This window comes from Bacillus sp. UMB0728 (genome assembly GCF_002858875.1).
GTDB classification, from domain to species: Bacteria; Bacillota; Bacilli; order Bacillales; family Cytobacillaceae; genus Bacillus_AB; species Bacillus_AB infantis.
Map to the genome: position 1 here is coordinate 435,605 of NZ_PKLA01000002.1, position 24,444 is coordinate 460,048.

General features: G+C 46.3%; 26 protein-coding genes. 21 read left to right on the top strand and 5 right to left on the bottom strand.

Annotation, left to right across the window (positions count from 1 at the left end; genetic code table 11):
- Positions 1-42: 42 nt before the first annotated feature.
- The gene (gene spoIID / locus CYJ37_RS07980) at positions 43-1,071 is read left to right on the top strand and encodes a stage II sporulation protein D (protein ID WP_101548917.1); all 1,029 of its coding nucleotides are present in this window, start codon (positions 43-45) and stop codon (positions 1,069-1,071) included.
- 21 nt (positions 1,072-1,092) lie between these two features.
- Here the strand turns inward: spoIID and CYJ37_RS07985 are convergent, their stop codons facing one another.
- Complete coding sequence (locus CYJ37_RS07985; RefSeq protein ID WP_094769168.1) at positions 1,093-1,512, bottom strand: VanZ family protein; 420 nt, start codon at positions 1,510-1,512, stop codon at positions 1,093-1,095.
- Positions 1,513-1,651: 139 nt separating this feature from the next.
- On the opposite strand from CYJ37_RS07985, the gene CYJ37_RS07990 reads away from it, so the two are divergent.
- The 8 genes from CYJ37_RS07990 to CYJ37_RS08025 all read left to right on the top strand — a co-directional run bounded on the left by CYJ37_RS07990 (position 1,652) and on the right by CYJ37_RS08025 (position 9,737).
- Positions 1,652-2,617: a M23 family metallopeptidase gene (locus CYJ37_RS07990; protein ID WP_009792658.1), complete on the top strand. Its 966-nt coding sequence runs from the start codon at positions 1,652-1,654 to the stop codon at positions 2,615-2,617.
- A 473-nt stretch (positions 2,618-3,090) separates the two neighbouring features.
- Positions 3,091-4,659 carry a gamma-glutamyltransferase gene (gene ggt, locus CYJ37_RS07995; protein WP_101549659.1) on the top strand — a complete coding sequence of 523 codons (1,569 nt, stop codon included), beginning with the start codon at positions 3,091-3,093 and terminating at the stop codon, positions 4,657-4,659.
- Positions 4,660-4,671: 12 nt separating this feature from the next.
- The gene (pcp, locus tag CYJ37_RS08000; RefSeq protein ID WP_101548919.1) at positions 4,672-5,277 is read left to right on the top strand and encodes a pyroglutamyl-peptidase I; all 606 of its coding nucleotides are present in this window, start codon (positions 4,672-4,674) and stop codon (positions 5,275-5,277) included.
- A gap of 129 nt (positions 5,278-5,406) precedes the next feature.
- Positions 5,407-5,940, top strand: coding sequence for a sigma-70 family RNA polymerase sigma factor (locus tag CYJ37_RS08005; protein ID WP_253618785.1), 534 nt, complete (start codon positions 5,407-5,409; stop codon positions 5,938-5,940).
- A gap of 163 nt (positions 5,941-6,103) precedes the next feature.
- Complete coding sequence (locus tag CYJ37_RS08010) at positions 6,104-7,261, top strand: DUF4179 domain-containing protein (protein WP_180827276.1); 1,158 nt, start codon at positions 6,104-6,106, stop codon at positions 7,259-7,261.
- Positions 7,262-7,416: 155 nt separating this feature from the next.
- Positions 7,417-7,599, top strand: coding sequence for a hypothetical protein (locus tag CYJ37_RS08015; protein WP_101548923.1), 183 nt, complete (start codon positions 7,417-7,419; stop codon positions 7,597-7,599).
- A gap of 124 nt (positions 7,600-7,723) precedes the next feature.
- The gene (locus tag CYJ37_RS08020; protein ID WP_101549662.1) at positions 7,724-8,026 is read left to right on the top strand and encodes a DUF4212 domain-containing protein; all 303 of its coding nucleotides are present in this window, start codon (positions 7,724-7,726) and stop codon (positions 8,024-8,026) included.
- A gap of 40 nt (positions 8,027-8,066) precedes the next feature.
- A complete protein-coding gene (locus tag CYJ37_RS08025) occupies positions 8,067-9,737 on the top strand; it encodes a sodium:solute symporter family protein (RefSeq protein ID WP_101548925.1) in 1,671 nt (556 codons plus the stop codon).
- Positions 9,738-9,826: 89 nt separating this feature from the next.
- On the opposite strand, the gene CYJ37_RS08030 is transcribed toward CYJ37_RS08025, so the two are convergent.
- The gene (locus CYJ37_RS08030; protein ID WP_101548927.1) at positions 9,827-10,507 is read right to left on the bottom strand and encodes a LysM peptidoglycan-binding domain-containing protein; all 681 of its coding nucleotides are present in this window, start codon (positions 10,505-10,507) and stop codon (positions 9,827-9,829) included.
- A gap of 732 nt (positions 10,508-11,239) precedes the next feature.
- Here CYJ37_RS08030 and spoIIID point away from each other — a divergent pair.
- The 3 genes from spoIIID (at position 11,240) to CYJ37_RS08045 (ending at position 12,955) form a co-directional block, all read left to right on the top strand.
- The gene (gene spoIIID, locus CYJ37_RS08035; protein WP_009792667.1) at positions 11,240-11,512 is read left to right on the top strand and encodes a sporulation transcriptional regulator SpoIIID; all 273 of its coding nucleotides are present in this window, start codon (positions 11,240-11,242) and stop codon (positions 11,510-11,512) included.
- Between the two features lie 208 nt (positions 11,513-11,720).
- Positions 11,721-11,930 carry a hypothetical protein gene (locus CYJ37_RS08040; RefSeq protein WP_094769174.1) on the top strand — a complete coding sequence of 70 codons (210 nt, stop codon included), beginning with the start codon at positions 11,721-11,723 and terminating at the stop codon, positions 11,928-11,930.
- Between the two features lie 23 nt (positions 11,931-11,953).
- The gene (locus CYJ37_RS08045; RefSeq protein WP_009792669.1) at positions 11,954-12,955 is read left to right on the top strand and encodes a rod shape-determining protein; all 1,002 of its coding nucleotides are present in this window, start codon (positions 11,954-11,956) and stop codon (positions 12,953-12,955) included.
- Between the two features lie 155 nt (positions 12,956-13,110).
- On the opposite strand, the gene CYJ37_RS08050 is transcribed toward CYJ37_RS08045, so the two are convergent.
- Positions 13,111-13,320 (bottom strand): hypothetical protein, encoded by a 210-nt coding sequence (locus CYJ37_RS08050; protein WP_101548929.1) that lies wholly within the window; start codon positions 13,318-13,320, stop codon positions 13,111-13,113.
- Between the two features lie 284 nt (positions 13,321-13,604).
- On the opposite strand from CYJ37_RS08050, the gene CYJ37_RS08055 reads away from it, so the two are divergent.
- From CYJ37_RS08055 to CYJ37_RS08075, 5 genes are all read left to right on the top strand, one after another.
- Positions 13,605-14,444: a flagellar hook-basal body protein gene (locus CYJ37_RS08055; RefSeq protein WP_101548931.1), complete on the top strand. Its 840-nt coding sequence runs from the start codon at positions 13,605-13,607 to the stop codon at positions 14,442-14,444.
- 49 nt (positions 14,445-14,493) lie between these two features.
- Positions 14,494-15,318 carry a flagellar hook-basal body protein gene (locus tag CYJ37_RS08060; RefSeq protein ID WP_101548934.1) on the top strand — a complete coding sequence of 275 codons (825 nt, stop codon included), beginning with the start codon at positions 14,494-14,496 and terminating at the stop codon, positions 15,316-15,318.
- Positions 15,319-15,333: 15 nt separating this feature from the next.
- Positions 15,334-15,600 (top strand): DNA-directed RNA polymerase subunit beta, encoded by a 267-nt coding sequence (locus CYJ37_RS08065; RefSeq protein ID WP_009792673.1) that lies wholly within the window; start codon positions 15,334-15,336, stop codon positions 15,598-15,600.
- Between the two features lie 97 nt (positions 15,601-15,697).
- On the top strand, positions 15,698-16,132 hold the full coding sequence (gene fabZ / locus CYJ37_RS08070) for a 3-hydroxyacyl-ACP dehydratase FabZ (RefSeq protein WP_009792674.1): 435 nt from the start codon (positions 15,698-15,700) through the stop codon (positions 16,130-16,132).
- Between the two features lie 231 nt (positions 16,133-16,363).
- A complete protein-coding gene (locus CYJ37_RS08075) occupies positions 16,364-16,699 on the top strand; it encodes a hypothetical protein (protein ID WP_009792675.1) in 336 nt (111 codons plus the stop codon).
- A 67-nt stretch (positions 16,700-16,766) separates the two neighbouring features.
- Here CYJ37_RS08075 and CYJ37_RS08080 read toward each other — a convergent pair whose 3' ends face one another.
- Positions 16,767-17,198, bottom strand: a complete 432-nt coding sequence (locus CYJ37_RS08080) for a YwpF-like family protein (RefSeq protein WP_101548936.1) — start codon at positions 17,196-17,198, stop codon at positions 16,767-16,769.
- A gap of 266 nt (positions 17,199-17,464) precedes the next feature.
- Here CYJ37_RS08080 and ssb point away from each other — a divergent pair, with 266 nt between their 5' ends.
- From ssb to CYJ37_RS08090, 3 genes are all read left to right on the top strand, one after another.
- On the top strand, positions 17,465-17,821 hold the full coding sequence (gene ssb / locus CYJ37_RS08085) for a single-stranded DNA-binding protein (RefSeq protein ID WP_101548938.1): 357 nt from the start codon (positions 17,465-17,467) through the stop codon (positions 17,819-17,821).
- Positions 17,818-17,988, top strand: coding sequence for a hypothetical protein (locus tag CYJ37_RS27090; protein WP_180827277.1), 171 nt, complete (start codon positions 17,818-17,820; stop codon positions 17,986-17,988). The genes ssb and CYJ37_RS27090 overlap by 4 nt, the downstream gene beginning before the upstream one ends.
- A gap of 273 nt (positions 17,989-18,261) precedes the next feature.
- Positions 18,262-22,164 carry a S8 family serine peptidase gene (locus CYJ37_RS08090; RefSeq protein WP_101548940.1) on the top strand — a complete coding sequence of 1,301 codons (3,903 nt, stop codon included), beginning with the start codon at positions 18,262-18,264 and terminating at the stop codon, positions 22,162-22,164.
- A 46-nt stretch (positions 22,165-22,210) separates the two neighbouring features.
- Here CYJ37_RS08090 and CYJ37_RS08095 read toward each other — a convergent pair whose 3' ends face one another.
- Positions 22,211-23,845: a WD40 repeat domain-containing protein gene (locus tag CYJ37_RS08095; protein ID WP_101548941.1), complete on the bottom strand. Its 1,635-nt coding sequence runs from the start codon at positions 23,843-23,845 to the stop codon at positions 22,211-22,213.
- 194 nt (positions 23,846-24,039) lie between these two features.
- On the opposite strand from CYJ37_RS08095, the gene CYJ37_RS08100 reads away from it, so the two are divergent.
- Entirely contained in the window at positions 24,040-24,444 is a 405-nt protein-coding gene (locus tag CYJ37_RS08100; RefSeq protein ID WP_142385235.1) for a hypothetical protein, read from the top strand.

The following is a 24,444-nucleotide window of genomic DNA, read 5'->3' on the forward strand; positions in this document are numbered from 1 at the left end:
CATTTGGTTATTTGACAATCATTCGATATGGAGGCATAATTCATGATTAAATTTAAACCGATCCTACTACTATCCGCCCTACTGCTCGTAACAACCCTGATGATTCCGACATTGCTCGTCCTCCCATTTAAGGATGCGAAAGTCAGCGGCAAGCTGGGCGAAGAGCTTCAGCAGCAGGAAGAGCCGCCGGCAGCGGCGAAGCCTGCCGGACCGGCAATCGACGTGTCTGTATACCGCACAATGGCCAAAAAAGTAGAAACGCTTCCTCTTGAGGAATATGTAGTCGGGGTAGTCGCCTCAGAAATGCCTGCCGACTTTGAAAAAGAAGCACTGAAGGCACAGGCACTGACAGCCAGGACCTATATTGTCAGGCAAATGATGGGCAAGGTGACAGACGGGCTGCCGGATGGAGCCATCGTAACCGATACGGAGAACCATCAGGTCTATAAGAATGAAGCTGAGCTGAAAAAGCTCTGGAAGGAAAATTACAGCTGGAAGATTAAAAATATCAGAGAGGCCGTGAATGAAACGAGCGGACAGATCCTGACATATGAAGGCAAACCGATTGAAGCCCAATTCTTCTCCACGGCAAACGGGTATACCGAAAGCTCGGAAGAAGTGTGGTCCAATGCCATGCCATATTTAAAAAGTGTGGAAAGCCCATGGGATGTGGGTACGCCTAAGTACCAGGCGCAAAAAGAGATTACAGTGGCAGAATTTGAAGCAAAGCTTGGCGTAAAGCTGCCTGCTGACAATACGATCGGGACCGTTATTGAAAGAACGGCCGGTAAGAGGGTCGGCAAGGTGGATATTAACGGCAAGATTCTGGAAGGCACGACGATACGCACAGATCTCGGGCTGAGGTCCACCGACTTCACATGGGAGCGCAAGGGCAATAATATTGTCATTATCACGAAAGGTTTCGGCCACGGTGTCGGCATGAGCCAATACGGAGCAAACGGGATGGCAGCAGAAGGGAAAACCTTCAAGGATATCGTCACATACTATTATAAAGGCGTCGAAATTGCCTCGGCCGATCAGGCATTGACAAAAATAACCGCACAAAAATAGGACCGGGGTCTGACCCCAGTCCTATTTTTTTATATTCTCTATTCTTTTTAAAAAGCTGGCAAGCAGCTTGAAGCGTCCGCCGAACCTGGCCTGATAGACAAAATAATAAGCAGCAGCCACGCCAATCCAATCCTTGGCCACATCGATCAGCGAAGAAGACCGTGCCGGGATGAAGGATTGATGAATTTCGTCTGTCACGCCGTACAGGGCGGCAATGACCGCGAGGATGATATTGAGCTTTTTAGTAAAAGAGCCTCCTGTTAAAAAGGCCAGCACCAAAAGGATATAAAGGATGGCAAACTCTATCAGATGCATGGATTCCTTCAGGAAGCTGTCGACCTTTGAATCAGGCAGGGCGACGACAGCATCAGCCGGCATGCTCGATAAAAACCAGATCAGACCCATATATAAGAGGGGCAAAATTCGTATGATCCACTTCATTATTTTTCTCCTTAGAATTATTTTGATCTTTCATGCATAAAGCGGAAAGCTTTGTCGAAAAATAAGCATTAAAAATTTTTTTCAAGGTATGTATATAAAACCCTCAATCTGTTCAGAATGATTGCTGAGGTGATGATAAATGAGAGAGGAAGAAAAGCAACGATCTTCTCAAGATTCAGGTTTCAAGCGCTTTATGAAAAAAAGGTGGGCATTCCCGGCTATCTATCTGGCGAGCGCAGCAATCATTCTAACCGCGGTTCTTTGGTATCAAAACTCGAACAATGCGTCTGATGAGTATGATTACAGCGATACTGATGTTGCCGAGAAGAAATACGATGAGCCATCAGTAGAAGTAACCCGCTCAATGGAAAACTTCGTAATGCCGGTAGCCAACCAGGATTCAGTCGAAATCCAAAAGCAGTTCTATGATTACACAGGCAAGAAAGAAGAACAGGAAGCAGCATTGGTTTTCTACAATAACACGTACCATCCAAACACTGGAATTGATATCGCCCAAAAAGATGGCGAATCCTTCGAAGTGAAAGCAGCCCTAAGCGGAACTGTTACAAGAGTGGATGAAGATGCGCTGTTAGGAAATGTCATCGAAATCGAGCATGACAAAGGTATTGTAACACAATATCAATCTGTTACAGATGTAAGTGTAAAGCAAGGCGACCAGGTTGAACAAGGACAAGCTCTTGCAAAAGCAGGCCAAAGCCTATTTAACGAAGAAGCAGGCGTCCATGTACACTTTGAAATCCGTAAAGACAATGTACCTGTCAACCCGCTTGACTACTTCAATAAGCCATTAAGCGCGCTACAGGAAGCTGCCCCGACCGATAACACAGGTGCAGCCGACGACAGCGGTGCCGCTGAAGAAAATGACAGCGATGCAGCAGCTGAAGGTGAAGAAGCAGACGATGCCGCAACTGGAACAGAAGAATCAGCAGATGAGAAAAAAGCTGCTGAAGACGATAAAGCAGCAGAAGATAAAGAAGACGAAAATGCAGGCGATAAAGAAGACCAGGACAAAAACAATTCCGGAGATCAGGAAGAAGAGTCCACAGATTCATCTGACGCCAGCCTGAACAACGAAAACGCGTAATAAGAATGGAAAAGCCCGCCGTGATGATGGCGGGTTTTTTCGTAGTGGATGTGGGGTTGGTTTTTAGGCGGGGCTGGCTGCTCTTTCGATGGGGCTGGCTGCTCTCTGAGGCTAGTTGCTAATAAAATGGGAAAGTTGCTAATATATCCGGAAAGTTGCTAATAAAAAGGAAAAGTTGCTAATATACGGAAAAAGTTGCTAATAAACTCAAAAAGTTGCTAATAAACGAAATCCCCGGCTCCTCCAATGGTCAATTACACTCAAAATCCCCCCTCTTTCATCTAAACACTGTACTCCCCAACCAAAACTATACCCAGAATACTCACTCATTCATAATTTTTCGACATTTCCCCCTTTTCTCTGGTATAATATTTCGCAAGGCGAAGGTTTTGCCTAGCTGGTGCCTGGCACCGTCAATAGAGGGGGAAAAGAATTTGTCTTCAAATCTTACATATCCATATCAGTCACAGCGGATGGCTTCAATTGCGCGGAACGGGATGGTTGCGACCTCCCAGCCCCTTGCTGCCCAGGCTGGGCTCGACATAATGAAAAAAGGCGGTAATGCCATTGATGCGGCAATCGCAACGGCTGCCTGCCTGACGGTCGTGGAGCCGACCTCAAACGGGATCGGCGGTGATGCTTTTGCGCTTGTATGGACAAATGATTCGCTGTACGGCTTGAACGGAAGCGGACCGTCCCCGCAGAGCATCAGTATTGATAAGGTGAAGGAAAAGGGTCATGAAACCATGCCATCACATGGCTGGGTGCCTGTCACCGTTCCTGGTGCTCCTTCTGCATGGGCAGAGCTGTCAGAGCGGTTTGGCCGCCTTCCATTGAAAGAGGTGCTCCAGCCGGCCATCGACTATGCGCGCCATGGCTATCCTGTCTCCCCGATTCTCGGGAAATATTGGGCAGGAGCACATAAGGTTTATAAAAAGCGCTTTACCGGCCCTGAATATGAAGAATGGTTCAAGGTGTTCGCGCCGAATGGCAAGGCTCCGGAAATCGGTGAAATGTGGAAGTCTGAGGATCACGCAAGAACGCTCGAAGCGATTGCGGAAACGAACGCTGAAAGCTTCTACCGCGGCGAACTCGCCGATAAGATTGCCAAGGCATCCGAAGAGGGCGGAGGCTTCCTTTCCAAAGAGGATCTGGAAGGCTATAAAGCTGAATGGGTGGATCCGATTTCCGTTAACTACCGTGGCTACGATATTTGGGAAATTCCGCCGAATGGCCAGGGGCTGGTAGCACTGATGGCCCTGAATATTTTAAAAGGCTATGAATTTACCCATCGTGAAGACGCTGAACAGCTTCATCTGCAGCTGGAAGCGATGAAGCAGGCGTTTACTGATGGCAAAACTTATATTACCGATCCTGACTTCATGAAGACGAAGGTGGAGGACATGCTTTCTGAAAGCTATGCAGAAGCCTCCCGCAGGAAAATTACAGGCGAAGCGCGCCTCCCAGAGCCAGGCTCCCTGCCAAAGGGCGGCACAGTTTATCTGTCAACGGCGGATAGTGAAGGGAATATGGTTTCGTTTATCCAGAGCAATTATATGGGATTCGGTTCAGGTGTGGTGGTGCCAGGCACCGGAATCGGCCTGCAGAACAGGGGCCATGATTTCTCCCTTGATCCGAACCACGAAAATGCCCTTGCACCTGGCAAGAAGACTTATCATACGATCATACCTGGTTTTATTACAAAAGGCAGTGACGCAGTGGGGCCGTTCGGCGTAATGGGCGGATACATGCAGCCGCAGGGCCATGTGCAGGTTGCCATGAACATGATCGACTTCAATCTGAATCCGCAGGCAGCTCTTGATGCACCGCGCTGGCAGTGGATTGAAGGCAATAAAATAGAGGTTGAATATACAATGCCAAACCACCTTGTGAAGCAGCTTGCCGCCAAAGGGCATGAAATCAAGGTGGCCCACGATTCAGGCGGTTTTGGGCGCGGGCAGGTCATCACCCGCAACCCGGAAACAGGCGTGCTTACAGGCGGAACAGAGCCGCGCACAGATGGAACGATTGCCAGCTGGTAAAGGAGGAGCATAATGAAGAAACTGCTTTTAACAGGCTTTGAGCCTTTTTTGGAATTTCCGATCAACCCGACGGAAAAGGTTGTTAAAGCCCTGAACGGGAAAAAAATCGGAGACTATGAAATTACAGGAGTCCTTCTTCCTGTCGACTTTAAAGAATCACCGGTTAAAATACTGGAAGCCTACCATGAGCACCAGCCGGATGCTGTCATCTCACTCGGGCTTGCGGGAGGCAGGAACAGCATCACACCAGAGCGGATCGCCATCAACTGCCGCGACGGCGAACCTGACAACAGCGGAGCAAGATTGGAAGATTCGCCGATCGATGAAGAAGGGCCGGACGGCTATTTCTCCACTCTTCCAATCAGGAAGATGGTCAACAGATTAAAAGAGAACGGTCTGCCGGCTGAAATCTCCAATACAGCAGGAACCTATTTGTGCAATAATGTCATGTACACCATCCTGCATGAAATAAAGAAGAGCGGGAGGGAGATCCCAGCTGGATTCATTCACATTCCGGCCTCCCACCAGCTCGCTGCCAAAAGCAAACGCAGCCTGCCAAGCTGGTCTGACAGCGATTTGCAGGAAGCAGTGAAACTGATGATAGAAGAGCTGGTATAAGATAAGTTGCAGGCTCAGCCAATTGGCTGGGCTTTTTCTTTCGTCATAATTGCTTATTTGATTTCCTGTAAGAAATTTGAACCTCCTCACTTCACTGAGGCGTCTAAGAATGAGAAAGGGGGACTAAAGTTGAACCAACAGGATATACGGGAAGTTGATTTGGACAATATCATCACCGGTATTATGAAAAATTACGGAACAGAGCTATCAATTTTGGCTTACTCATATGTCAAGGATGTAGAAGTATCAAAGGATATCATCCAAAACGTATTTATAAAATGCTATATCCATTACCATACATTCGAAAAGCGTTCATCCATTAAGACATGGCTCTATAGAATCACAATCAATCAATGTAAAGACTATTTGAAGTCACAGTATATCAGGAGGATGTTCCTTCAGAACAGTTCGATCAAACAGACAAGCTATCATACACCTGAAACCATCACGATAGACAAATTGGATGACGAACAAGTCGTGGCAGAAATTATGAGTTTAAGCAAAAAGTACCGTGAAGTTCTTATTTTGCGGTATATCCATGAACTAGAGGCCAGGGAAATTGCTGAGGTTCTATCTGTTTCCGTTGAAACAGTAAAAACGAGGATACGAAGAGGGAAAAATAAGCTGCTGCCTAAATTAAGGGAGGAATTTCTTTATGACTAGGAAAAGATCCTTGGAACAGGCATTTATAAAAAAATATGGGGAGAACCTCAATTTTTCAGACACCGATATGCAGGAAGTTTTGCAGAAAGCGCAAGGCCAGCAGCAAAAGTCAGCCAGGAAGAAAATGAAGTTTGGTCCGCCGCTCATCATGATAGCAGCGCCTTTGATTGCCGTTTTCCTGCTCCTAAGTTACAACATTCTGCCGACAAAAGAAAATCCGGATTCGCCAGATACAGAGAAGGCCATTAATGAGACAGACGAAGACCAGATATTATTTGGTGATATTGGAATTCAGCGGGCCAAAAGGGAAGGTCTTTTTACAAAGATTGATCAGACTGTTGAAAAAGATGGAACAAGCATTACCCTGCATGAGTTCTTGTATGATGGGACCCGGTTGGCGATTGTATATTCTATCGCGGGAGAGAATATAGAGGACAAACTAGGTTATCCTTTATTGCCTGAATTTAATTTATCTGTAGATGGAAAACCATACATGGAATATTCAGCAGGGAATTCTTTTACAGATGAGAAAGATAAATATTTATATGAGTTTCATTTGTATGGGAATTTGCCTGAGGAGTTTAATCTCGGGATAAATGCAATGATTCTGGGAGAGAAAGGTACAAAAATGAGCTTTGATTTTCCAGTGGAAAAAGCAGGAGAGGATTACTACTCAGCCAGTCCTAATAACACAGTAGAAAATGGCGAAGTTAGTATGACTCTTAATAAAGTCTCATTTGCTCCAAGCGGAACCCAAGTGGTAATAACTATGAGGGAATCAATGGAAAAATATAATGCTAAAAACGGTTCCTATGTTTTTGAGATCAAAGACCAGGATGATAAAGGCTTTGCTCATTTGATCTCTGGCGCCACCGGGGGCAGCCAAGAGGAGGGTATGTTTTCCGAGGAGTTCAATGAATATTATGAGCCTGCAGAAAGTCAGCCAAAGTCCCTGACAATCACACCATATTTAAGGACTTTTGGAGAGGCCAGTTATAACGAAAAGCCGCTTAAAGAGAAGCTGCCTTTTTATCTTGAACAAGATTCCTATGGGGGAGTTGAGATTACCAATGTTAAACAAAAAGAGGGAGAGGTTTGGATATATTATCAGCCTGAAGGCGAGCTGAAGGGAATGGGAACCACCCCGATTCTAACAGACAAATCTTCAGGAAAATCAATAAGGGGGATCAATCAGAAAGCTGCTGAAGGCTATGTAGTAAAATTTAAAACTCCATTGGGAGCTGAAGAGTTAATGGTAAGTGTTCTAGAGAGAAATATAACAAAGCTGGAAGGGCTGGAGTTACAAGTAGATTTAGATTAACAGTGAAAAGGTGTCCTCTACGAAATGGACACCTTTTTGATTTGAAGAAATATGTCTGTGGAAATATCTTGACCCCGAGAGAGTTTCAAGTGATAATATAGTTAAAATTTTCATAAAATTTAGTCTTTTAATCCAATGGCATTGGGGGGAACTACTTGCCGACTCTTATTATTGTGCTGCTATTGACAGCATTATGCCTTTTTCTTGCGCTGCGGAAGAAGAAAACTATCTTCCTTGCGATTCCTTTTCTAGGGATATTCGTTTACTTCCTCGTACAAATCATCCTGGTCCCTGCGCCTTTTCTCGATACCATCAAGTTTATTTTCAGCCTCAGCTGATCCGGACCTGCCTTCTTTAAGGCGGGCCGATTAGAATATAACTTTTTAAGAAGGAGGGAATCGAGCCAATAAATGAATACGCTTCCAAATGAGGGGAAATCCATTAATTGCGAGGTGCAAAGGTTTGAAAAAAATTGATAAGGCAACGGCAGACAGTTATTTTCGCGAAAAAACGAGAAACATGATCATCTATTTTGCTATCTGGTTCATCGTCTCCTACGGTGTCGTGCTATTTGCAGAGCCGCTCAGTGAAATAACGATCAATGGCTTCCCGTTCCATTATTTCATGGGTGCACAGGGAGCTGTCATCACGTTTATCATTCTATTATTTGTGAATGCGAAACTTAGTGATTCAATTGACCGCAAATATGGGATTGATGAGGATAAAAACGAACAGATCAGCTCAGGGAAGGTGCTGGACCACTAAAATGCTTTTGTGTAGATAGAAACCTTTTAAGGGGGATTACATGGATACACAGTTTTTGGTCTCATTATCAATTATTCTGGCTACATTTGCTTTATATATTGGCATTGCGGTCTATAATAAGGCGCGTGCCACCTCAGATTTCTATGTGGCAGGGCGCGGTGTCCCGCCGATTTTCAATGGAATGGCCATCGGTGCCGACTGGATGAGTGCAGCTTCCTTTATCGGGATGGCCGGGACGATCATGCTTCTCGGCTACGACGGCCTAGCCTATATTATGGGCTGGACGGGCGGCTATCTGCTCCTGACGTTCCTGTTGGCGCCTCAGCTGCGAAAGTACGGGCGCTATACCGTTCCGGAATTCATCGGCGACCGCTATAACAGCCATACAGCAAGGGTCATAGCCGCAATTTGTACAATCGTCATCTCATTTACCTATTCAATCGGCCAGCTGTCAGGCTCGGGCGTAGTAATCGGCCGTTTGTTTGAGATCGATGCCAAGCTCGGTACTATGATCGGCGTTGTACTGATCGCCTTTTATGCCGCTTTCGGCGGGATGAAGGGAATCACCTGGACACAGGTGGCCCAGTATATCATTCTAATTATTGCCTATCTCATCCCGGTCATCTTCATGTCCCTGCAGCTTACCAATAATCCGCTTCCTTGGATTTCTTATGGAGAGCTTGTCGGCAAGATGGGTGAGCTTGATAGGGAGCTTGGGATCTCTGAATACTTCGCTCCATTTACGAACGGGACTAAATGGCAGTTCCTTGCCCTCATGTTTACCTTGATGTCGGGTACAGCAGGACTCCCGCACGTTATTGTCCGCTTCTACACGGTATCTACAATGAAGGCGGCCCGCTGGTCAGGGGCCTGGGCTTTGCTCTTCATCGGATTGCTTTATCTTTCTGCACCGGCTTATGCTGCTTTCTCCCGTTTCATCCTGATGACAAAGGTTGCCGGCAGCAGCATCAGCGAGCTCCCGGCCTGGACCAAAACATGGGTCGACACAGGAAAGCTGCAGCTTGCCGATGGCAATGGGGACGGCATTCTGCAGTGGAGTGAACTGATCATCTCTAATGATATCGTCGTCATGGCTACACCGGAGATTGCCAATCTTGGTGTATTCGTCATCGGCCTTGTTGCCGCCGGTGCTATGGCAGCCGCCCTGTCAACAGCAGGCGGGCTGATGATCGCCATTTCATCTTCATTTGCACACGATATTTTCTATCGGGTCTGGAAGCCTAATTCCACTGAAAAAACCAGGCTCAGTGTTGCCCGCTGGTCCATTGTGGTCGCCACGCTTCTGGCAGGCCTGATCGCCTTGAATCCTCCGGGAGCCATTACCCAGATTGTCGCCTGGGCATTCGCTCTGGCTACAGGAACCTTCTTCCCGGCACTCGTTCTTGGCGTCTGGTGGAAACGTTCCAATGCAAAAGGGGTCATCTCCGGGCTCCTTGTCGGTCTGGGAGTGACCCTGGCTTATATCTTTGCCGCAAAATACGGCGGCTTCACTATCCTGGGCATTATCGATACAGGAGCGGGCGTCTTTGGGGCAGCAGCAGCCTTCTTGACCAATATCATTGTATCGAAGGCCACCGAGGCCCCATCCAAAAAGATTCAGGAGGAAGTAATCAATCTGCGCTATCCTGAACAGATGATTTATAAAGATGGGGAAGTATGGATGGATGAGGGGAAATCCAAATCCGTTTAACAGATTTCTAATAAGGCTGTGCGGCTCTCTCCTTTTAGAGAAGCTGTACGGCTTTTCTTTGCGGCTATCGACAAATTTCTCGGGAAATATTATTTTTTCATAGAAACAAGTGCACCGTCTTTATAGGCAATAGATACTTTTTGGCCTGAGAGCTTCTGATAGTCCTGGGCGGTTCCATACGCCACTTTTAAAGCCACATATCCGTCCTCAGTCTTAAATTCCACTGTGAAGTTATCTGCTGCCCCAACTACTTGTGCATCTACATAAGGAGTTTCCTCATGAATGATCAGTCTCTGGCCGATCAAGAGGAAATTGCTGTTCAGGCCGTTAAGCCTTTTGATCGTCTCTATCGGGGTCTGGAAACGCTGTGACAGCTCCCAGAGAGTGTCTCCTGCCTGCACAGTATAGACGGAAACATCTGCACGTGTCTTCCGGTCAGATGCCGGTGGTTCTGCCGTTCTGTCTGCTTCAGGTATCTTCAATTCCTGCCCTGGAAAAATAAGATTAGCATGAAGCTTATTTGCTGTTTTCAGCTCAGAAACAGAAACGTCATAGGTTCTTGCGATTTTATAAAGAGAATCTCCCTTTTTCACACTGTATACCGTTTGTTCCTCGGCCGCTGCATAGCTGGTGCCAGCCGCCATAAAAGAAGACAAAGTCATGGCCGCTGACAGGGAAATGGCAGCACCCTTCTTTTTGCCTTTATGCTTGTCTTTTTTCCTGCTTGCTTCTATACGTTCCTTTCTCGTTATCGTAATTGTATGTTCCATTGATTAACCCGCCTTTTTATATAGTTTGGATAAGTTTGGATGTGCAACCAAATTTATGAACGCTGAGCCAGAATTCATTTTATGGTAATCAATACCCTCCGGCAATAGGGATAAACTCATGAATAAATGCTGGGCTCTATCCTGCTGGAAGAACCATTCTTTTTCCTGCATAGGAGGATTTATGCCCAGTTCTGAGCAGATTATCTCTAAAAATATAGAGCAAAATGATTAAAGATTTTCCTATTAAGAGGAGCAGGCGGATAAAAGATAGACAATTCACGCAGGGCAGAAACACCCAGAGAAATGTCGGGTTATGTCGAAAAAAGGTTATTTCGCCCTTCATAGTCTAAGGTACAAAGGGAGGAGGAATCTGGATTGTATCTCCAGAGGAGACTTATAAGAGAATAGTGAATGTCCGATTTTTCAAATAATTTCAGGTATGCCTTGTCCTTATTGCCGTAATCGTGCATATAATCTCAACCAAGCTAATAAACTGTTACAAACCTTACACAAAAGAGAGAGTATGAGGTGCAGAGTCGTTTTGACACCAACAAAGAGCAGGCCCCAAAGGACATGTTTATTCCCTGCAGTATTAGAGAGCACAGCTTTCTGCCGCAAAAAAAGCCGATTCTACCAGCTGTTGTATCAGAATGTGCGGAATGGAGAATTTCGAAAAAGCGAAACGGGTCTCATTTTACACTCCTCACAACCAATTTAGGGAGGGCGAGTGGTGTGCACGATTACATCAAAGAGAGAACTATCAAGATTGGAAAGTATATCGTGGAGACGAAAAAAACAGTTCGCGTGATTGCGAAAGAGTTTGGCGTATCCAAAAGTACAGTCCATAAAGATCTGACAGAAAGGCTTCCTGAAATCAATCCTGATCTTGCAAACGAAGTAAAGGAAATACTTGATTACCATAAATCGATCCGCCACCTGCGCGGGGGAGAAGCAACAAAAATGAAATACAAGAAAGAGGAACTGGAAGGCGAGCCTGTTCAGTAGGCTATGAATTGAATATGAGAGAGGAAGAAAGCGCAGCCGACAGGATTTGTGCTTTTTTCTGCTTTATTGGAAATGTAGCGACAAATTTTGCGGGAATGCTACATAATTTTTACAAAATGTTTCTAGTTACGGTTTGATTGTGATAAAATAAACAATTAGGATAGAACTTGGAAAAAAATATTTTGCAGCTTCGTCAGCCGCCGAAACCTTGAATTGGAAAGGCTTCCTTAATGGAAGGATTTGCGGCGGTTTAAAGCTATTGCATAAAGGCCGCCTGGCCGAACCTGCTTGGCAGCTTCCGCCAAAAAGCAGGATAGGCGCAGGAGGCATCCATAAAAAATATGAAGCAGCGGCAACTGGCCAGCCAGGAAAAATCGTTATTGACTTCATTCAGGAGCCGGAAGCCCGCGCTGGCTAAGTGCAGGGAGGAAAAAAAGTAAAATGTTTGCTAGAGATATTGGAATTGACCTGGGTACTGCCAATGTACTGATTCATGTAAAAGGCCGGGGAATTGTGTTGAATGAGCCATCTGTAGTGGCGATTGACAGGAACAATAATAAAGTGCTGGCTGTCGGCGAAGAAGCGCGCCGCATGGTAGGGCGTACGCCCGGCAATATTGTCGCCATCCGCCCGCTGAAGGACGGCGTCATTGCCGACTTTGATGTGACTGAAGCTATGCTGAAGCATTTTATCAACAAATTGAATGTAAAAGGATTCTTATCCAAGCCGCGCATCCTGATCTGCTGCCCGACCAATATTACAAGCGTCGAACAGAAAGCAATCAAGGAAGCTGCCGAAAAAAGCGGCGGCAAGAAAGTCTACCTTGAGGAAGAGCCGAAGGTCGCTGCAATCGGCGCCGGCATGGACATCTTCCAGCCGAGCGGAAACATGGTTGTCGATATCGGCGGAGGAACTACAGATGTAGCTGTTCTTTCAATGGGCGATATCGTTACATCTTCTTCCATCAAGATGGCCGGCGACAAATTTGATGCCGAAATCCTCAACTATATCAAGCGTGAGTACAAGCTTCTGATCGGTGAGAGGACTGCCGAAAACATCAAGATCAATATCGCAACTGTATTCCCGGATTCGAGGGATGAAGAAATCGATATCCGCGGCCGTGACATGGTATCAGGCCTCCCAAGGACGATCACAGTCCGTTCCGGCGAAATCGAACAGGCGCTCCGCGAGTCCGTCGCGGTCATCGTCCAGGCTGCCAAAACAGTCCTGGAAAGGACACCGCCTGAGCTCTCAGCCGACATCATCGACCGCGGTGTCATCCTCACAGGAGGCGGAGCCCTTCTGCATGGCATCGACATGCTGCTGGCAGAAGAGCTTAAAGTGCCGGTCCTTGTGGCTGAAAACCCGATGGATTGCGTAGCAATCGGAACCGGCATCATGCTGGACAATATCGATAAACTGCCTAAGAGAAGATTGGGCTAATGAAAAAGCGTGCGGGGGTCCGTGCGCTTTTTTCTGTGGTTTGGGCCGGAGTTTGGGAAGGTTTTGACTCTGTTTTGCTGTGTTCTTGGGGGGAATGGGCATAAATTTAGGTATCTTCGAGGAGATGTTATTAGAATGGAGGGGGAGCATGCCATCTAGGAGGCAGTTTTTTGATATTTTGAAGAGATCATGCCAGTCTCAGACATAATCATTCCAGATTTGCTGATAATCATGCCGGAATCGGCAATAATGATTCCGGATTGGCTGATAATCATGCCGGATTCGGCAATAATCATTCCGAATTTGCGAATAATCATTCCAGTTTCATCCATAATAATTCCTGACCCCATATACTTACAAATCATCAAGCCAAGCCCCCTGCATCTGACCAGCATAAAAATTCGCCAACTCCCAACAAGGCACCACCACGCAACTCCACCCTCATCTAAAATTACTCCATCCCTCTGAAATCCCAACCTCAAACCGCAAAATCCGCTGTTTTTTTCACATATTGACACTTTTCTGCAAAAATCTGCTGTTTCTTGGACGGATTTTTTTTATAATAGAAAGTAACGCAAGAATAGTTGTATGTCCCTTTTGATGGTGAAATGATGTCCGGTCGTTACCGGTCAATATATAGAGGTGGAACATGTTTAGAGGTTTTTACACGGTGGCTTCCGGGATGCTGTCCCAGCAGCGCAGGACGGAAATGCTGACGAATAATATGGCCAATAGCAATACACCAGGTTTCAAGGCGGATCAGTCCTCGATGAGGGCATTTCCGGAAATGCTCCTCCAAAGTGCGGGGCAGCTGGAAATCCCCGTTCAGAACAGGCTTCAGATGCCGCTGAACAAGGAAATCGGCAGCATCAACACAGGTGTTTATATGCAGGAGAACACGCCTAACTTCCTTCAGGGAGACCTGAGGGAAACCGGACAGAATACTGACCTGGCTCTTGTAGATATCACAATGCCGGAGGATGCAGAAACAGGTATCACCGCTTCGGTGTTTTTCAAGGTGGCAGGAGCAGACGGCGGGACGCGCTATACGCGTAACGGCGACTTCACGCTTGATGGGGAAGGCTTCCTGACTACAGCTTCCGGCATGTACGTTCTCGACGGGCAGGACAATCGGATCCAGCTTGGAAGCGACCGCTTCACTGTCTCGAATGCAGGTCAAATCACAGGCGAAAACGGCGAAACCGCACAGCTTGGATTCGGCTTCTCGGAAAATCCGGCAGAGCTGATCAAGGAAGGCGACGGCCTGTTCCGGACTGAAGATGGAGCGCCGCTTGCAGAGGCCGCAGGTAATCCGGAAGCCGGCTTCGGGCTGCAGCAGGGATTCCTGGAATCCTCAAACGTGGATGCAAGCAGGACGATGACCGATATGATGACAGCCTACCGGGCGTTTGAAGCGAATCAGAAGGTTTTGCAGGCATATGACCGCAGTATGGAAAAAATGGCGAATGAGGTCGGCCGCATCGGATGATGGCCGCCAGCGGACTTCCGAATAACAGCAGCCCGATAAGGGGGATATTATGAGCAGAATGATGATTACAGCCACCAATACGCTGGCCCAGCTGCAAAAGCAGATGGATATAACAAGCCACAATATGGCGAATGTCGATACGACCGGCTACAAGCGCAGGGAAGCCACGTTTACAGACCTGCTTGTGCAGCAATTTGCCAATCAGCCGAACTCGGCTGATGAAAACAGGCTGACGCCTAATGGGCTGAGGCAGGGCACCGGGGCGATGCTGGCCCAGTCGCAGATCGTGATGGCGCAGGGCAGCATCAAAACGACGGACCGCCAGCTGGACACGGCTTTTACGAAAGAGAATCAGCTTTATAAAGTCCTTGTCCAGACAGAGACAGGCTCAGAGGTTCAATATACACGGGATGGTGCGTTCTATTTAACGCCGGTATCCGACACAGAAAGCATGCTTGTCACCAGCGCCGGCAACGCAGTCCTGGATGAGAATGATAATCCGATTTACATCAATGGGCAGCCCGGTGAATTTGCCATTACAGAGAACGGCATCCTGACGGCAAAGGACAGCACCGGCCTGGAGCAGGAATTCAGCCTCGGTATTGTCAGGGTCAATAAGCCTCAGTTCCTGCAGCAGCAGGGAGGCAATCTGCTGGCACTGGCAGCCGGCGCGGATGGGATCGATGTATTGACTGATTTGACAGGCGCACTGCGCGGCGAGGCAGGTGTCCAGCAAAGGGCGCTTGAGCAGTCGAATGTGAATATGCAAAAAGAAATGACTGATCTTATTACCGTACAGCGTGCCTATCAGTTCCAGTCACGCGCCATTTCAATGGCAGACCAGATGATGGGGCTTGTAAACGGGATCAGGTAAAGGGGATTAAAATTGATGCTAGTGAAGAAAAACCAGGAAGCGGCCAACACGCGTGAACAAAAGAAAAAACAAAAAGCGGAAGAGAAAGCGGCCGGCAAAAGGATCATCCGCATACGCCTTGTCCCGATCTGGCTTCGAGTCATCATTGTGCTGATTTTAATCGCCGGAAGCCTCATCCTCGGAGCATTTGTGGGCTACAGTGTAATGGGCGGCGGCAAAGCATCCGATATTTTTGAAAAATCGACCTGGATGCATATCAAGGATCTGGTTGAAAAAGAATAAATTTTTGCCGGGAAGGGGATTTGCCCTTCCTTTTTTCTGTTCTTTTACAGTACAATAAAGACATATGATACCTATTATTAGTAGGAGGTACTAAATTATGCTGGATATAAACCAAATCAAAGAAATCATTCCCCACCGCTATCCTTTCCTGCTCGTGGACCGCATCCTTGAGGTTGAAGAGGCGCAGAGGGCAATTGGGATAAAAAATGTGACGGCGAATGAGGAATTCTTCAACGGGCATTTCCCGGACTACCCGGTTATGCCAGGAGTGCTGATTGTTGAAGCTTTGGCGCAGGTCGGTGCCGTGGCCATGCTCAAAAAAGAGGAAAACCGCGGGCGCCTCGCCTTCTTTGCAGGCATAGATAACTGCCGTTTTAAAAGACAGGTAAAGCCGGGCGACCAGCTCCGTCTTGAAGTTGAAATGACACGTGTAAGAGGAGCCATCGGAAAAGGGAAAGGCACCGCAACAGTAGATGGGGAGCTTGTCTGCGAAGCAGAGCTGACGTTTGCCCTTGGAGATAAGCAGGAATAAATTCAGAATGTCCGGCTGCCGGACATTCTTTTTTAATATGCCGAAAAAACAAACTAACACGTTTAGCTTGTCCCATATACGTGTATGTATATAATATCCTGGCCAGCAGGTGACAACTTGCATATAAAAATCCCCCTAAAATAATTTTTTATATGCAAGTTGTTTCTTTTTTTGGACATCATATGAAAAGACCAAGGTCAATATAAACAACCAGAAGGGAGCTTTTTACTTATGAAGAAAAGGCTTTTAACATTAATTGGCGGATCGGTGCTTTCAGCTATGGTATTGGCAGGATGCAATAATGACCAGGAGCCGCCTCCGGAAGACGATAACACGCCGCCTGTTGAAGAAGGCGACATGAACGGAGAAAACGGCGACATGAATGGCAATAACGAAGACAATGGCAACATCAGCGAAGATGACAACGGCGTTATCGACGATAATGGCGAAAACGGCGACATCAACACTGACGAAGACAAGGATATGATGGAAGATAATAATGATCCTGGCGAAGATGCGGTCGAAGACGATCTTGACATGCAGGATGACGATAATAAAGATAAATAATGAATGAGAAGGGCAGGGGAACCTGCTCTTTTTTATACAAAAAAAGGAAGCCCCGTTCAGGAGCTTCCTATTTCTTTGCTGCTGCCAGTCTTGGCTTGCTTTTCATTTTCTTTTTAAATTCAGTGACGAGTGCCTCTCCATCCAATCCCTGCTGTACCAGGTCACCGAGAAGCAGCTCTGCATAATCGCTTTTTGTTCTTCTTAAGCTTCCTTGAAGAAGGATGCTGATATGGTTTTCCAACTCTTTCACAGAAGAAACAGTAGTGGTAAAGGCAGCCGGATCATTCTCTTTCTTCGTGATAACAGCCTGGACGGTCAATTCTTTGTTAGCGTCTTCCGCCGCGGTGAAATAGTCGAGATAAGTTTTACTGATATAGGCTTCGATCAGCCAGTTGCTTAAATCATCCTCTTTATTAATGATCAAGCCATCATCAAGCGCAATATCCTTCAAGCCTTCTTCTTCAACAATCTGCAGGGAGATCAACTTAAATGTCTTCATTATCATTGCCTCCGTTCTGGTTTATAGTCCTTGCTAAAATTATAGCACAGCCCACTTTGAAAGCGAATTTTAGCCATGTCGAAAAATAACGGCGGCAGCACCCAAAATTCATTTTTATATAGGAGAGATGGCCTGAAATTTCGGTTTCCGCAACCCAAAAGAGCCTCCGTCCGGCAAAAGGCCATCACAAATGCCGTTTTCCGCCTTTTTACCATTTCCTGCACAGCCTGTAATATAAAAATTATCAAATAGAGAGGAGATGAGAAATGATCAATCAAGTAATTCTGGTAGGGAGGCTGACTAAAAGCCCGGAGCTGAAAATTACCCCTGGAGGAACATCGGTTGTAAATGTCACAGTGGCAGTAAACAGGCAATTCAAAAACCAGAAGGGCGAAATAGAGGCTGATTTTGTCCAATGCACATTATGGGAAAAAACAGCCGAAAACACTGCTCAGTACTGCCAAAAAGGTTCCTTGATTGGCATAACAGGCCGGATTCAGACAAGGAACTACGAAAGCCAGGAAGGAAAGCGGGTGTATGTGACAGAGGTTATGGCCGATTCGGTCCGCTTCCTTGAACCAAAACGGAATATTAGCAGCCAAAAGGAGGCGGCGAAGGTTTGAACACAAATCAAAACCTGGAAACACTCATAGAAATGCTGATCAAAATGACTGGCAGGTCCAATGAAAGGATAGGCCAGCTGGAAAAAAGGATCGAGCAGCTTGAATTTGTCCTCCGCCGTATGCCGCAAGAGAAACTTCATACTCAAAAAATTCGCCGAATACATTAAATAACCTTTTTACCCACGCAGTATGACCCCACTAGAAAGAATCAATCTTATCCCCACTTCCCGCATTTTCCGGTGATATTCGCCGGATTTTTCTTTTTTAGTGAGAAATTGCTGTCGGAATTTGTTTCGAGAGTCGAACAAATAAGCCTATAGGACTAGCATAAAGCGAACACAATCGTGACTATTTCCCCTTAATAACCTTTTTTCCGATATGGTAACTTTATGTAGTATTAGAAAAATTCTGAATAAACTTACCGCTTAAGGGGGAAAAGCATGAAGTCGACCAAAAGGCTATTGGCTATTTTATCTTTATTTTTCTTAATGTTTTCAAGCTCGGTGTCTGCAGCCGCTGTGCCTGAAAAATCAAAGAGCACAAAAGGGCAGCAGAACCAGAAAACAATTCAGCAGATCAAAAAGGCTGAATTGGACAAGCAGTACAAAGACACTGACATTGTCCGTGTTATCGTAGAAATGAAATCGGAGCCTGCGATTCTTGTTGCACAAAAGCAGAACAAGCGCTATAAAGAGCTGCCTGATGCAACAAAAACACAGCTTAAGAACGAGAAGCTGACTGAACAGCAGGCGGTCAAAAATAAAGCAAAGCAAAACCGGGTAAAGCTTATTGAGCATGAAAGCTTTACAACGGTTGTCAACGGCTTCAGCGCCGAAATGATGTACGGGGATATCGAAAAGGTCGAAGAACTGGCGGAAGTCTCTGATGTACAGGTAGTTAATGAATATACACGCCCGGAAGAAAAGCCGGACATGGTATACAGCAAGGAGCTGGTCCAGGCACAAGAAGCCTGGAGGGAATACGGCTTTAAAGGAGAAGGCATGATTGTTGGTGTCATCGACACAGGTATGGACCCGAACCACCGCGATATGGTGCTTTCCTCTGAAACGAAAGAAGAATTGACAAAGTCCAAAGTCAATAAATTCGTGAAGAACAATGCACTTAAAGGAAAGTACTATACCGAAAAAGTGCCTTATGGCTACAACTATATGGATGAAAACGATACAATCGGCGACATCGGCCCTGATGCCTCTATGCACGGAATGCACGTGTCAGGTACAGTCGGCGCCAATGGCGATGAAGAAAACGGCGGGATCAAAGGGGTTGCCCCTGAAGCACAGATCCTGGCACTGAAGGTTTTCGGAAATGATCCGAATATGCCTAGCACATACAGTGATATCTATGTGAAAGCAATCGATGATGCCATCGTATTGGGCGCAGATGTACTGAATATGAGTTTGGGCTCTACTGCCGGCTTCGTTTCTCCGGAAGACCAGGAGCAAAAAGCAGTTGAAAGAGCGGTTAACAACGGCATCCTTATGTCCATCTCTGCAGGGAACTCCGCCCACTTCGGAAATGGCTTTGCCAATCCTTGGGCATCAAACCCTGACGTAGGTGTCTCAGGATCTCCTGGGGTTTCCTATGACTCACTGCAGGTAGCTTCTGTAGAAAATTCCTATATGGACCTTGATGCAGTTAACTATTCATTCGGTTCGGAAAGCGGAAAGGCAGCATTCCTGTCTGCAGGAAGCGTCCATCCGAACAGTGTGGAAACCAAAACATTTGAAGTTGCTTACGGCGGCCTCGGTAAGCCGGAGGAACTTGGTAATGTCTCAGGCAAATATGCACTCATCAAGCGCGGTGAGCTCGCATTTACTGATAAGGCACTGAATGCCCAGGCAGCAGGTGCGGTCGGCGTCATCATTTATAACAATGCTGACGGCTACGTCAACATGCAGACAGACCCTGCCATCAAAATCCCTCAGCTGTTCATGCTGAAACAGGATGGGGACAAGCTTCAGGCTGCCCTTGCAGCAGGCGAGCAGGTAACACTGACGTTCAACGGCGAGAAAGTAAAATCAGCCAATCCTGAAGCTGGCAAAATGAGTGCCTTCACTTCATGGGGTCTGACCCCAAACCTTGATTTCAAACCAGAAATCACGGCGCCAGGCGGACAGATCTACTCTACGCTGGAAAATAACAAGTACGGAATGATGAGCGGTACTTCTATGGCAGCACCTCATGTTGCCGGCGGTTCTGCACTCATCCTTGAAAGAGTCGATAATGAATTTGTGGTGGAAGGCTTTGACCGTGTCAATATTGCTAAGAGCCTTCTGATGAATACGGCTAAGCCAATCATTGACCAGGGAACTGTAAATGCGTCATTCGGCTGGGAGCTTCCATACTCTCCGCGCCGTCAGGGTTCAGGAATCATGCAGCTGAACTCCGCACTGCAGACTCCGGTAATCGTAACCGAAGCATCAACAGATGAAGCTAAGGTAGCTTTGAAAGAAGTAGGAAATACATTTGAATTCACATTGAAAGCGAAAAACTACAGCAGCAAAAAAGTGAAATATGATGTAGCAGCCAACCTGCAGACAGACTTTGCAGCATATGGCGAGCTGGGCTGGGATCCAGACAGCCTTGAAGCACAGAAGATCCTTGACTCTTCCATCAAGGTGAACGGCCAGGATACAACCACTGTCAATATCCCGGCAAAAGGCATTGCAACCATTAAGGTATCTGTCGATGTGAGCAATGCGAAGGTAGTCGATCCTTCCATCACAGGCGATTGGGAAACACCGGTTGCCATTGATGAAGTGTTCCCGAACGGCTATTTTGTTGAAGGATATGTAACACTAAAGGACCCTAACGATGTGAATGCCGAGCTTACAGTCCCTTATGTTGGTTTCAAAGGTGACTGGGACAAGGCACCGATCTTGGATGGAACAAAATATGATGAAAGCTCATTCTACGGAATGGCTGGAGCCGTTTCCGAGTCTGCAGACAGCTATAATTACCTGGGCTATAACCCTGTAGAAGATCTATTCCAGAAAGAAGCCATTGCCATTTCTCCAAACGGGGACAAGGTACAGGATCAGATCATTCCTGTCCTGTCATTCCTGAGAAATGCCAAGAAGGCAGAATTCATCATTACCAATGAAAAAGGGAAAACGCTTAGAACCCTGCGCACCGAAACCAATCTGCGCAAGCATTATTATGATGGCGGAGCAGCTGCCAATTACACGCTGAATCCGGCATGGGGATGGAATGGCCAGCTGAATAATGCTGTGGCCAAGGATGGCCAGTATTATTTCGAGATTAAGACAGTGGTAGATTTTGCAGGAGCTGAATGGCAAAGCGTCAAGATTCCTGTAAAAGTTGATACTGTTGCACCAAGCGTGAAGGCAAACCTGACAGAAAACAATACCATTGTAAAAATTGAAGCAGCCGACAATGAAAAGGGATCAGGCTTATCTTATCTCGATGTGCTTGTGAACGGAGAAACAGTTCTTTCTGAGCCATTAAGCGGCGAAACAGATGAATTTGAACTGCCGGAAGCATTGGACGAGAAAGAAGAAGTGACAGTTGTCGCGTATGATAACGCTGGAAATTCAGCTGAAGCAAAAGCTGAACTCGGCGAAAGCAGCAATGACAAGACCGTTCCATACGTATACCTGGACGAGCCTGCTGCACTTGAAGTCTATAATACAAATGACCTGAACGTATCAGGCACCATTAAAGAAGAATCCGATATGAAGGAATTCACAATCAATGGGCAGGAAGTTGAATTGACTTACAATGAAGAGAAAGAGCAATATGAATTCACTTCAACTCTTCACTTCGAAGATGGCGTCCATTCTTTTGAAGTGAAAGCAACAGATGGAGCAAACAACACCATCTCCTTCAAACGTACTGTGATGGTCGATGCAGCAGCTCCAGGATTGGAAGTCACCGGGCTTCCGTCCAGCATGTACTTAAAGCATAATGCGAAGGATCCTGTTGTCGATGTAAAGGTTACTGACAATTTCGATGAGCTCCGCATTTCCCTAAATGGCAGCGAACTGTTCTACAATGAGTTCAAAGAGCCATATGCAATGAGGAATATTGAAAAAGTCCTTAAGAAGGTAAAGCTGAAGCTGAAGGACGGTCCAAATCAATTTGTCTTTGAGGCAGTTGACCTTGCAGGCAATAAAACAGCGAAAACAATTGACTTGTATAAGCTGAAAAAAGGCGAAAAGGAGCCTGATAAAGGAGAGACACCTGACAAAGGGGAAACTCCAGCTCCTGATAAGGGCAATCCTGTAAAACCTGATATTCCAGGACTGCCAGGCACTCCTGATACTCCTGTCAAGCCAGACCCAGGCAAAGAAGCAATGTAATAGAGAAGCCGGCACAACCATTTAGGTGTGCCGGCTTTCTTGTTCTTTATTTTACTGCTTTATATTTTAGTATCAAGGCTTGATAGGCCCAATCCTGGTCCATATTGGCAAGCAGCATTTCAATTCTTTTTTTCAGTTCTGCTTTTTCATCCGCAGAGGAGGCTTCAGCCAAATCGTCAATCAGCATTTTGACGGTAATGGCCTTTTGCGCTGACTGTAAAGCCTTTTCTCCAGGCGCTTTATACTTGGCAAGGATACTGTTGCGGGTTGTCTGTCCATATACACGGTATAAGAGTACAGCCTGCTTGCGGATCTCACCGGACAGGGCATGGTAGGCTGCTTCAGTTCCGTCGGCTGCCGGAGCCGTGCTGTAAAGCTGATTGAAGCGCTTTGCCTGATTGACGATCTTCTGTCCGGAGGTGATAGCATCAATATAGCCGATGGCCCGGAAATAATGCAGCTCTACATGATTTGCAAGCCTGTACTCGAGCTCATAGGTGCCGTCCAGGCTGTTGATCTGGTTTTTGGCCCGCACATAATGATCTTTTGTTAAGTTGAAAACAGACATATCAGGATATTGAACTGTCTTTGTGTACTCAACTGAAATCTGCCACTTCAGGGCGCCTGCATATTTTTCGGCTTCTGCCAGATACTTTTCTGCCTGAAGCTCCGCAGCTGTTTTGCTATCTGATCCTGCTAAAAGGCCTGCAGTGCTGAACAGCTGGATTGTGCTGTAATTGTTGATATTTGCAATCAGCCATTTCTGGTCCAAACTGAGATTCATATTCTGGAAATCGGGCTTCTCCACAAGAAGCTTGCCGCTATAGGCATCATAAATGCGGAAGCCTGAATTTGTATAAGAAAACAGATAACGTCCATCCACACTTGGAAGGATCCTCCCAAGGTGGCTGTCTTTCACGGAGAAAAGGGCGCGCTCCTGTTTCCATTTCCACTTGCCGTCAGCTTTCACTGCAAGATAGACACTATTTTCACTTCGGACATACAAACGCTGACCATCCGGGGAAAAATCAATTTCATCTACTCCGATAAAGGAAGTGTCCTGCAGCTCATAAGAAAGCCTTTCACCGGTTGAAGCTTTGTAAAAGGAGATGGTGTCATGATAGCTGCTGCCCGCAGCAAGAATGTCTTCTGATGGACTGAAAGCTGCAGCCGCTGTGCGGGCATAAGGGAAATTGATCTTATATAACTTTTCATAGTTCCTTGTATCATAGACTGCCAGATAATAGCCTTCAGAATCATTCTGTTCCACTTCCTGGTTCGCCAGGGCGAGAAGGTGCCCGCCTGGCTGAAAAGCGTAGTTATTCAGCGAACTCGACTCGGGAAGCGTCCGGATCAGCCCGCCTGTGCGAGGGTGGTAAAAATGGGTGCCGTCAGAACGGGTTGTTACCATTAACTCTCCCATAGGAGTAAAATTAACACTTTTGGAAAAGTCACTATCAATTCTGTGCGGGTAGGAAGACAGCTTCCTTTTATTTTGCACATCATATAAATAAGTCGTGTACTCTCCTGTATATAAATTGTATTCCTGGATATAAGCATGATCTCCAGAAGGTGAAATCAGAGCGGCATGGCCAGTAAACCCTGACACGGGTTCTGCTGCGTCAGCGGGAACAGCGGCAATGAAGAGGCAGAACAGCAATAATGGGGTAAGGATTCTCATGGTTTTCTCCTGTCTTATATAAAATGTAAAAACTTTCTTTTCATTTATTATAAGTCGCGGAGAGCTTCTGCAGTTAGAAGTAATTTTGTGGTAAAAAATACCTGTTTTTCTTTGTGTCCTTGAAGGAATTTGGAGATAGCTGTCGAAATAACAATTGGAAACAGATTCTAAAATAAAGGGAGTGTAAATTGTATATGAAGAAAAACCAGCAAAGGATTTATTTTCAAAAAACAGATTCGAAGGAGATCAATCTTGATTTCAAGCCAGGCTTTTTTGATGCCCTTCAGCTGCTTAAGCCCTACCCATCAGCCCACTTCTGTCAAATCCTCCTTGACCCAAACACCTCACATCCTATCTATTCCAAAATATATCAAACTGATGTCCGGGTGCTGCCATATGACGACGAGCCGGACGGCCGAGGGAATCTCATCCATGAAAATAGCGGCATCAACTATCGCCTATTATCGAGCCTGCTGATAAAAACAAGCCGGAATAAAGTGTCATTTGCCATCCAGATGCCTGACAGCCGGGTGAAAAATAAAGAAAAAAGTCCGCTGCCATCTCTTGCGGAGTACAAAAGACAGAAGCGGACCCTGTAA

Bases quoted from the DNA above. Each gene is read 5' to 3' on its own strand.
- CYJ37_RS08060 (WP_101548934.1), top strand. From the start codon at position 14,494: ATGAGCAGAATGATGATTACAGCCACCAATACGCTGGCCCAGCTGCAA.
- CYJ37_RS08025 (WP_101548925.1), top strand. From the start codon at position 8,067: ATGGATACACAGTTTTTGGTCTCATTATCAATTATTCTGGCTACATTT.
- CYJ37_RS08065 (WP_009792673.1), top strand. From the start codon at position 15,334: ATGCTAGTGAAGAAAAACCAGGAAGCGGCCAACACGCGTGAACAAAAG.
- CYJ37_RS08045 (WP_009792669.1), top strand. From the start codon at position 11,954: ATGTTTGCTAGAGATATTGGAATTGACCTGGGTACTGCCAATGTACTG.
- ggt (WP_101549659.1), top strand. From the start codon at position 3,091: ATGGCTTCAATTGCGCGGAACGGGATGGTTGCGACCTCCCAGCCCCTT.
- ssb (WP_101548938.1), top strand. From the start codon at position 17,465: ATGATCAATCAAGTAATTCTGGTAGGGAGGCTGACTAAAAGCCCGGAG.
- spoIID (WP_101548917.1), top strand. From the start codon at position 43: ATGATTAAATTTAAACCGATCCTACTACTATCCGCCCTACTGCTCGTA.
- CYJ37_RS08055 (WP_101548931.1), top strand. From the start codon at position 13,605: ATGTTTAGAGGTTTTTACACGGTGGCTTCCGGGATGCTGTCCCAGCAG.
- CYJ37_RS08075 (WP_009792675.1), top strand. From the start codon at position 16,364: ATGAAGAAAAGGCTTTTAACATTAATTGGCGGATCGGTGCTTTCAGCT.
- CYJ37_RS08095 (WP_101548941.1), bottom strand. From the start codon at position 23,845: ATGAGAATCCTTACCCCATTATTGCTGTTCTGCCTCTTCATTGCCGCT.
- CYJ37_RS07990 (WP_009792658.1), top strand. From the start codon at position 1,652: ATGAGAGAGGAAGAAAAGCAACGATCTTCTCAAGATTCAGGTTTCAAG.
- fabZ (WP_009792674.1), top strand. From the start codon at position 15,698: ATGCTGGATATAAACCAAATCAAAGAAATCATTCCCCACCGCTATCCT.
- CYJ37_RS08050 (WP_101548929.1), bottom strand. From the start codon at position 13,320: ATGATTTGTAAGTATATGGGGTCAGGAATTATTATGGATGAAACTGGA.
- CYJ37_RS08100 (WP_142385235.1), top strand. From the start codon at position 24,040: ATGAAGAAAAACCAGCAAAGGATTTATTTTCAAAAAACAGATTCGAAG.
- CYJ37_RS07985 (WP_094769168.1), bottom strand. From the start codon at position 1,512: ATGAAGTGGATCATACGAATTTTGCCCCTCTTATATATGGGTCTGATC.
- CYJ37_RS08080 (WP_101548936.1), bottom strand. From the start codon at position 17,198: ATGAAGACATTTAAGTTGATCTCCCTGCAGATTGTTGAAGAAGAAGGC.
- pcp (WP_101548919.1), top strand. From the start codon at position 4,672: ATGAAGAAACTGCTTTTAACAGGCTTTGAGCCTTTTTTGGAATTTCCG.
- CYJ37_RS08090 (WP_101548940.1), top strand. From the start codon at position 18,262: ATGAAGTCGACCAAAAGGCTATTGGCTATTTTATCTTTATTTTTCTTA.
- CYJ37_RS08030 (WP_101548927.1), bottom strand. From the start codon at position 10,507: ATGGAACATACAATTACGATAACGAGAAAGGAACGTATAGAAGCAAGC.